At 64.4% G+C, this 8,756-nt stretch carries 9 protein-coding genes and 1 pseudogene; 3 read left to right on the forward strand and 7 right to left on the reverse strand.

Annotation, left to right across the window (positions count from 1 at the left end):
* From AC2VOG_RS14455 to AC2VOG_RS14480, 6 genes and pseudogenes are all read right to left on the reverse strand, one after another.
* Positions 1-247: PIN domain-containing protein (locus tag AC2VOG_RS14455; RefSeq protein WP_486940578.1), on the reverse strand; the 247-nt coding region annotated here is incomplete at its 3' end.
* On the reverse strand, positions 244-489 hold the full coding sequence (locus AC2VOG_RS14460; protein WP_486940579.1) for a FitA-like ribbon-helix-helix domain-containing protein: 246 nt from the start codon (positions 487-489) through the stop codon (positions 244-246). The genes AC2VOG_RS14460 and AC2VOG_RS14455, both read right to left, overlap by 4 nt.
* Before the next feature lie 287 nt (positions 490-776).
* Positions 777-1,127, reverse strand: coding sequence for a type II toxin-antitoxin system PemK/MazF family toxin (locus tag AC2VOG_RS14465; protein WP_486940580.1), 351 nt, complete (start codon positions 1,125-1,127; stop codon positions 777-779).
* On the reverse strand, positions 1,109-1,342 hold the full coding sequence (locus tag AC2VOG_RS14470) for a hypothetical protein (RefSeq protein ID WP_486940581.1): 234 nt from the start codon (positions 1,340-1,342) through the stop codon (positions 1,109-1,111). Before AC2VOG_RS14470 ends, AC2VOG_RS14465 begins: the two co-directional genes overlap by 19 nt.
* Positions 1,343-1,858: 516 nt before the next feature.
* A pseudogene (locus AC2VOG_RS14475) lies at positions 1,859-2,350 on the reverse strand (GNAT family N-acetyltransferase); the annotation flags it as partial.
* A complete protein-coding gene (locus AC2VOG_RS14480) occupies positions 2,347-2,622 on the reverse strand; it encodes a type II toxin-antitoxin system TacA family antitoxin (RefSeq protein WP_486940582.1) in 276 nt (91 codons plus the stop codon). The pseudogene AC2VOG_RS14475 and the gene AC2VOG_RS14480, both read right to left, overlap by 4 nt.
* Before the next feature lie 231 nt (positions 2,623-2,853).
* Here AC2VOG_RS14480 and AC2VOG_RS14485 point away from each other — a divergent pair, with 231 nt between their 5' ends.
* The 3 genes from AC2VOG_RS14485 (at position 2,854) to AC2VOG_RS14495 (ending at position 5,298) form a co-directional block, all read left to right on the forward strand.
* Entirely contained in the window at positions 2,854-3,603 is a 750-nt protein-coding gene (locus AC2VOG_RS14485; RefSeq protein WP_486940583.1) for a maleylpyruvate isomerase family mycothiol-dependent enzyme, read from the forward strand.
* A 78-nt stretch (positions 3,604-3,681) separates the two neighbouring features.
* The gene (locus tag AC2VOG_RS14490) at positions 3,682-4,482 is read left to right on the forward strand and encodes a class I SAM-dependent methyltransferase (RefSeq protein ID WP_486940584.1); all 801 of its coding nucleotides are present in this window, start codon (positions 3,682-3,684) and stop codon (positions 4,480-4,482) included.
* Positions 4,483-4,662: 180 nt separating this feature from the next.
* Positions 4,663-5,298: an FKBP-type peptidyl-prolyl cis-trans isomerase gene (locus AC2VOG_RS14495; protein ID WP_486940585.1), complete on the forward strand. Its 636-nt coding sequence runs from the start codon at positions 4,663-4,665 to the stop codon at positions 5,296-5,298.
* A gap of 8 nt (positions 5,299-5,306) precedes the next feature.
* On the opposite strand, the gene hrpA is transcribed toward AC2VOG_RS14495, so the two are convergent.
* On the reverse strand, positions 5,307-8,756 hold a 3,450-nt coding region (hrpA, locus tag AC2VOG_RS14500), incomplete at its 5' end, for an ATP-dependent RNA helicase HrpA (RefSeq protein WP_486940586.1).

Raw genomic sequence — 8,756 nt, forward strand, 5'->3', positions numbered from 1 at the left:
CAGCCAGCGCATCGAATGGCAAAATCCTGTCCTGGAAATCCTCCGTCAGCAGTCCGTCGACCTTTGCGCGAAGCTCACGTCTGCGTCGCCCGTTCGGTAACAGGGCGACGCCGTACATCAGTTCGGCCGCCGTCACGGCAGTCAGCATTATGTCGGACACATCCAAACTGTCGACCCAGCGAGTGACGTCAGGTTCCGGTGCTGGGCGCATCAGCTCCGATACGACGTTGGTATCCAGGACGATCATTCGTCAAGGACGGCAGCACGTGGACGCTCGGTCCGGCTGGGCGGGTCAAGCTCCACCCCCCCGGTTCCCGAGAAGCGCTGCCGAATCCGCGTCGCCATCCCCGGACCACCCACTGGGCGTTGCAATGCCGTGCGCAAGATCTCGCGCACCTCCGCTTCCATCGATCGGCCGTGCTCTGCTGCGCGAACACGCAGTGCCGCTTTGAGCCCGTCGTCAAAATCACGGATCGTCAACGTCGCCATCGGTCATCCCTCGCCCATTGCTTGCATTGCAGTCAATGCTAGCAGATTGTCGACGTTTGGCGCGATCCTCTATCCAGCAAACTCCACGCACGGTTACCGGGGCAGGACCTAGGTTGAAACGACGCCCCCGGCTGGCGGATGACGACTCCCCTGCGTACCAACTGGCCAACCCGCTGGCGGTACCTTCAGTGGCGGAATCGAATATGGCGGGTAGTAAAGCACGCGTTTCCGGTTGCGGTTCAACAGGTTTGCGAATGCAGTGCTCTTCTGCGTTGGGTGGCCGTCCGTCACAGATCGAGGACGAAGCGCAGCGCTTGGTCGATAGCCTGCATCCGGTCTGGGCGGATTATTGTCTGCCGAGATGACAATCGTTCGACGGAGACCACTCGCAGTTGATCGCAGCGCGCGTATGAGGTGTGGTCGAGCCCGCTGCTCTCTGGGTCCAGCTCGACATGGCTTCGCAGCCCATAACCAGCGGTCGTAATCGGGACGACGACCACCAGCCCGCCCGGCCCGTTGTTGAGAATGTCGACCGACACCACTACCGCTGGGCGTCGAAAGGTCGGCTCGTGGCCGACCGGCCGGCCGAGATCGACATGGTAGACATCCCCGCGCCAGATCAAGCCAGGGCGTCCCACTCGTGACGCTCGGCCAGGTACTGCTCCCACAGTTCGGGGTCAGCACGCAGGCGCTGGTAATCGCCGTTTAGTCCGCGGAGGAATTCCTGCCGTTCCAAGGCCTCGATGGCCGCGTGCACGACGTCGACTACGGCAATTTGACGAGCCTTGGCCAGCGATTGGAGCCGCTCAGAATCGGGACGGCGGACGCGCACTGTTGTGGTTTCTGCTGCCATGAAGCAAGTGTAGACGAAATGTAGACATGAGGGCGATTACGGGTTGTCTATCGAAGTCCAGCAAACGAATGACCGCCCTCAGGCTTTTGATGCGGCCAGCTTGTTGCCCGGCCATGTTGAACTAGCTGACGCCCATCTCCCGGATCGGCACACAAGTCGCGATCGGACTTGGGGCAGGCAACAATACGACCAGATCGTCTACGGCGGGTTACCACCCTGGCAGGTCGGAGGCTCGAGGACTGCACCGGCCAAGCCGTCGGTGGCGACGCCAGCTTGAAAGTCGCCGATCACGAAACTCTGCACCAGGTTGTGGCCGAATACGTTGCCGCCGCTGCGATGTCAGATGACATCGCAGCTCGCCACAACCTCGACGACACCGCCCAGCACAGTCTCGTCGGCGTCGTGATCGCGATCGACGATGCCGGTTGCTTCCCGGGCGGCCGCTGCCGTCTCGTCGGCGCCAACCGGGTCGACCTGACGACGTTGCTCGGCATCCTCTTCTCCTTGCAGCGCCGCCACGCTCGCCTTGGCATCTTTAATTAGCAACATCAACTGGAGAGCGTCTGCAGGTGACGGTTCGAACTGGTAGCGGGTGTAGAACCGGCGCGCTTCGTCGTGGAGGGCATGCACAAGGGTGGCGCGGACACCAATTTGTTCGGCGGCTCGCACGCTGCGGGTAATAGCGTCGCGCAGCAGGTTCTCTCCCAGCCCGCAGCCCTGGTGGTTGCTGTCAACGGCGAGGCGCGACAGCAGAATTACCGGCACCGGGTTGGGCATGTTCCGGCGGAACTTGCCGGACAGGTCGGCGTGTGACACCGCTCCAGACGCAAGTGCGTAGTAACCGACGACGCGCCCATCTCTGCACGTGACGAAGCAGCGTGATGCGCCGCCAACGTGGTTGTTCAGGGCACGCGTGCGCAGGTAGTCATCCAGGCTGGGCTCGCCGCTGTCGAAGGTTGCGACGTCGTCGGACTCGCTGATCGGCCGTGGGAGGCTATAACCACTCACGCGTCGGGATCAAACAGCGACGGCTTATCGAACAGTTTCGCCAACGCCGGCTTGTACTGGACAGGCCGGTTGAGCAAGATATCGAATTCAGCCCATGCAGCGTCATCGAGGAGGAAGTGTCGGCGATCTGCGAGTACGTCGCGAGCGTGAGCGACGGTGGCACACACAGTGAAGGTTGTGAGGTCGGTCCCTTCGACCTCGGCGGCACGGCGAATCAATGCGTCCTGCTCAGGCGTCAGGCGCACCGCGAAACGTTCAGACTTCGTAGCCACCTACCTATTGTGTGCCTGATAGGCGTACGCGTCAACGGCGACCACGTGTGATACGGGCAATGGCTGTAACCGGCGGCGGCCGGTGGTGCATGCTGCCACTCCCCTGCGGGGATTTCGCGCCACTGGATTACCCGGCCTTATTATTACCACATAATTCCCTTACTTTACTTAATTTTGGTGTAGCGTCAGCGGTAGTCGAGTGCACGCTGGCGAAAGAGAAAGCCTGTGAATATGGGTTACGGGCAAGTGCCGCAACTGATGCCGATCAGTGACGCGGGGGCGGCCTACAGTCTCATCTACCAACGTGTCGACGCGCTGGTTCGCGGGCGCGATGGCATCGCAGAGCTGGCAGTCCCCGCGTGTCCCGGCTGGACCATCGGACAGGTGATTGCGCACCTGGCTGGCGTTGCCCAGGACATCGTTGCGCTGAATTTGGAAAAGAAGGGCACGGGGCCCTGGGCGGACGCACAGGTCGCGCGGCTGGGCGGACACAGCATCGACGACCTGCTCGACCTGTGGCGGCAGTCGCTGGACTCGGTGTCGGCAAATCTCGCTTTCGCATCCGATGCCGGGGTATGCCAGCTCGTGTTCGACACCTTGACCCATGAGCACGACATCCGCGGCGCGTTGGGTGAGCCAGGTTCGCGCGCCGGTGATCTCGCGTTCAAGGCAGCCCTGGGCTTCGTGACGACGATGGGTGACCAATTCATCCGACAAGCCGGGCTGCCGGCGCTGCGGTTAAGCACTCCCACAATCGGCTCCGTACAACTCGGTGACCTGCACCCCGCACGCGACCTCGTCGCTTTGAGCATCTCCGATTTTGAGGCTTTGCGCGCCTTCGGTGGCCGGCGCAGCGTCGCGCAACTGCTGGCGCTTCCCTGGGACGGTGATCCGGCGAGCCTGATGCCCGTCTTCACTGACGTGCTTCCCGCCTTCACCAACAACGGCTTACGACCACCCGCCGACAACCTCATCGAATAACGACACCGATTCGCGGTCAGCGGAGCCGGTTCGACGCTTTTTCGATTGAGTTATGGACTCGTGAAGGGAATCCCGGCTATGTCGACTGGTGCCTACAGCATGCAGATCGGTGATGCCGACGCGGAACGTTTGCGCCTTCTCGGCCGTTTCTACGATCCGATGTCCTCAGCGTTCCTGGAGGCCGCTGGAGTGCGGCCCGGCGACATCGTCGCCGACCTTGGCTGCGGCCACGGCGGGGTCACGGAGCGAATCGCTGCCCGCGTCGGTGCTGCCGGCCAGGTCTATGCCGTCGACGCCGCACCCGACCAGTTGCGCGTCGCACGCACCAATCTGGCAGACCGAGCCAATGTCACCTTCATCCAAGCGAGCCTTGAAGACGATCCCCTTGGCGGCCGGCACGTCGACTGGGTTTACAGCCGCTTTCTGCTCATGCACGTCAGGGACCTCGACCGCGCACTGAATGCGATGGCCGACATGATCACCGACGAAGGTGGGCTTCTGCTGGAGATCGCCGATGTCGGCAGCCTCACGTTCTCCCCCGCTGATGCCCACAGCGATCTCTGGCGGCCCTGGTGGTACGCGCTCGGCAGAACGCGAGGCCTGTCGTTCGACGTCGCCGACCGAATCACCGAAGCATTACACCGCGCCGGCTTCGCGATCGAGCGCCGCGACCAACACCAACCGATTGCCTCGATAACTCCAGCCAAACTCGTGCACGCCCTGGGATTCGAGCAATGCGCCGGCGCCTACCTGCATGAAGTTGGTGCTCCCCCAGAACACATCGACGCCCACCGCCGCTATATCGATCGCGTACTCCACGACCCCGACGTGACTATCGCCCTCTTCGAAAACACCCAATACATCGCCCGCCGGAACTAGTATCCGCCGAGCGTGACGTGCGGACCCACGGACAACTCGGTCAGCGTTATCGCGCTGATCACCGATTCGTCAGGAAGTTCGGCGGCGTCGATAGCTGTGAGAGCCTGTATGGCGCATCGCCACGGCCGCCGTCCCGGTCACCCCGATGGATCAGGGCACACCGGCGGTAACGTGGCGACCGTGAATTGTTCCCGGATGTCCTCCACCATTGGATTCGCCGCCAGCGTTGCGTGGGCGGTGCTCGCGCTCTCCGCATGCGGATCAGACAAGCCGTCGTCGGCGCCGAGCACGTCCACCGGGCCCGCCAGTGCACCCGCCATGACGGCAGCAGAGTCGCCGACCGCGACCGCCGACGGCGGTTGTCCGACCCAGGCTCCAGGCGATCCCGGTACCCCGGAGTGGACGCTGAGCGGGGCAACCGGCAGCGTGGCGGTGACGGGTTCGACGGATAAGAACGCACCGTTGATCACTGTCACGCAGCCGTTCAGCGTGTCCGAGACTCAGGTCCACACCTTGCACGCCGGGGATGGCCCGGTCGTGGCGCCCACGGCGACCGTGACAGTGTGCTACATGGGCGTTGACGGTCGTGACGGCAAAGTATTCGACAGCTCCTACGAGCGCGGTACTCCGGCGCAGTTTCCCCTCGGCGGCGTCGTACCGGGCTTTCAGAAGGCGATCGCCGGTCAAAAGGTCGGCTCCACCGTCGGTGTCGCGATGAGCTCAGCCGACGGTTACCCCGACGGTATGCCGCAAGCTGGCATCGAGAAGGGCGACAGCCTGATCTTTGCGATCAAGATCATCAGCGCCGGCAGCTGATCACGGCGTCAATCACGTTGCGCGGCATCATCGATCGCCCGGTAGATCCGTTGCGGGCTGACCGGGTGCGCGGTGCCGAGTTGTTGGGCCCACAAGCTCACTCGTAATTCCTCGATCTGCCATGCGATGTCAGCGACGTCGGGTGCGGTGGTGCGTGCTGACGGCAGCGCTCGAATCAGTTGGTCGTAGGCGTCGCGGACCGCGTGCACCGTCGCCATTTTCTCCCGATCGGCGTTGACACCGCCGCTCAACTGGCCAAGGCGGCGCCGGATCGCGGTCAGGTAGCGGGCCAGATTGCGAAGGCGCGCAACGCCGGTCGCGGTCACAAACCCCCGGGGCAGCAGACGATCCAGCTGAGCGCGGACGTCCGCGATCGCCGCAGCTTGCGCATCCGATGGTTCGGTGGGCATCGCCACCTGCACCTCGTGCGCTACGGCCAGCACGTCCTTGACGTCGCCCACCACGGCCGACGTCGCCGCCACCAAAGTCGTGGCGACCCGGTCGCGCAGCGCGGTGAACGCGTCGCGCTTCCAGACCGGTTCGGTGACCATCGCGTCGACGGCGGCGTCCGCGCAGTCGTCGAGAAGAGCGGCAAGTGAGCCGTCGGGATTGCTGCCCAGCAGCAGTCGGGTGCGCGGGTCAAGCTGGCGTTCAATCGCTTTGACCGGTGATGGCACACTCACCCGGATCATCCGTCGCAGGCCGGCGCCCATCGCGTCGGCCTGTTCTCCGGTTGTGGCGAACACGCGTAGGTCCACGGCGTTGCCGGTATCGACAAAGGCGGGATAGCCGCGCACCACGCGTCCCTCGACCATTCGCTGGACCGCCCGGGGCAGATCGTCGAGATCAGCTGGCCAGCTTCGTAATCCGGTGCATTCCAGGTCGCCGGCAACAGCGGTCGCTACAGCCTGACGCGCCGACGCTGCCAGCCTTTGCTGCAATGTCGCGAGGTCTTTTCCCCGTGCGACTTCGGCGCCGTCGGAGGATTCCACGGCGAAGGTCACCCGCAGATGTGCCGGAAGCTTCTCCAGGTCGAAAGCATCGATGGGAACCATAATGCCGGTGCGACGCCGCAATTCACGCTGTAATGCCGCCAGCAGCGAATCCCCGTCCGTCGCCGTTATCCCGGCCAGCACAGCGCGGGCGGTGTCGGGAGCGGGAACAAAGTTGCGGCGCAAGTCTTTCGGCAATGACCTGATCAGGGCGGTGACCAACTCCTCCCGCAATGCGGGAACCTGCCAGGCGAACTCGTCGCCGCCAAGCCGGGCGAGCACGTCGATCGGAATGTGGACGGTAACCCCGTCGTCGGCGGCGCCGGGCTCGAACCGGTAGCTCAATGGCAGCGTGACGTCGCCGGACTGCCAGGTGTCGGGCCGCTCGGCATCGGCGTCGTCGTTGCGTAACAGGTCGTCGCGGCTCAAGGTCAGCAACTCCGGCGTGGTGTGCCGCTGCTTGCGCCACCACGCGTCGAAATGCCGGGCCGAGACTACGTCTGCGGGAATACGGCTGTCGTAGAACGTGAAGACTTCGTCGTCGCTCACCAGGAGGTCGCGACGGCGGGCCCGCTCCTCCAACTCCTCGAGTTCAGCCCGTAGTCGGGCGTTGTCGTGCAAGAAGTGGTGGCGGGTCTGCCAGTCCCCCTCGACGAGTGCGTGTCTGATGAACAACTCGCGCGCCACCGCCGGTTCGATCCGGGCATACCCGACGCGGCGACGGGTGACAAGCGGCAGGCCGTAGAGCGTCGCCCGCTCGTAGGCCATCACCTCGCCCCGCGCTGCGTCCCAATGCGGTTCGCTGTAGCTGCGCTGCACGAGGTCGCCGGCCACCCGCTCGACCACCTCCGGCTGGATACGCGCCGCAGTGCGTCCGAACAACCGGCTGGTCTCGACGAGTTCCGCCACCACCACCCAGCGCGGCGGGCGCTTGCTCAGGACCGACCCCGGCGTCAAGACGAATCGTGAATTGCGAGCTCCGAGAAACTCTTTCGCGTCCTCGCGGCGCATCCCAACGTGCGAGAGCAATCCTGCCAGCAGCGCCGAATGTATTTGTGCGGCGTCGGCCGGCTCAGCGGATTCGACGACGCCGAGATCGCGCGCGATGCCACGCAGCTGCCCGACCAGGTCCTGCCACTCCCGGATCCGGAGATAGTGTAGGAATTCACTGCGGCACATTCGGCGAAATGCGTTGCCGGTAAGAGCGTTTCGTTGTTCCCGCAGATAGTTCCAGAGATTGAGATAAGAGATGAAGTCAGAGTGTTCGTCGGCAAATCGCGCGTGGCTCTGGCGGGCGGCCTCTTCCCGGTCGGCGGGGCGCTCTCGCGGGTCGGGAATCGTCAGCGCCGCGGCCACGATGAGCACCTCGCGCACGCATGCTTCGCTGTCGGCGGCCACAATCATGCGCGCCAACCTCGGGTCCACGGGCAGCCGCGCCAACCGTCGGCCGAGGTCGGTGATCTCGCCCTGCCGGTCGAACGCACCGAGTTCCTGCAGGAGCTGCACACCGTCACCGATGCTGCGCCGGTCCGGTGGGTCCAGGAACGGGAAATTCTGCACATCGCCCAATTCGAGCGCCGCCATCTGCAACAGCACCGCGGCCAAGTTCGTTCGCAGGATCTCGGGGTCGGTGTAGCGCGGCCGAGCGTCGTAATCGTGCTCGGAGTACAGGCGAATGCACACGCCCGGCGCGACGCGACCGCACCGCCCGGCCCGCTGCTGGGCAGAGGCCTGCGAGATCGGTTCGATGGGCAGCCGCTGCACCTTCAATCGCCGGCTGTAGCGCGAGATGCGCGCGCTACCCGGGTCGACGACATACCGGATGCCAGGAACGGTCAGGGATGTCTCGGCGACGTTGGTCGCCAGCACGACGCGGCGCCGAGTGTGCGGCGCGAAGACCTTCTGCTGCTCCGCTGTCGGCAGCCGGGCATATAACGGGAGGACGTCGGTATGCTGCAGGTCGCTCAAAGCCTCAGCGGTGTCGCGGATTTCGCGTTCGCCCGACAAGAACACCAAGACATCTCCGGGTGGTTGCGACTCGAGTTCGTGAATCGCATCCACGATGGCCTCGACCTCATCGCGGATCTGGGTTCGAACGATCTCGTCGTCGGGGTCGTCGGGATTGTCCTGCGCGTCAGAGCGAACCGGTACCTCGAGCGGTCGATACCGGATCTCCACCGGGTAGGTGCGACCCGACACCTCGACCACCGGTGCGCCGCCGAAGTGGTCGGCGAACCGCCGCGGCTCGATGGTGGCCGACGTGACGATCACCTTCAGGTCGGGGCGGCGCGGCAGCAGACCGTGAAGGTAGCCCAGCAGGAAGTCGACGTTGAGGCTGCGTTCGTGCGCCTCGTCGATGATCAGGGTGTCATAGCGCATCAATCGACGGTCGCGCTGAATCTCGGCGAGCAGAATGCCGTCGGTCATCAGCTTGACCAGGGTGCGCTCCCCGGCCCGGTCGTTGAA

It is taken from the genome of Mycobacterium sp. TH-M11 (assembly GCF_057473725.1).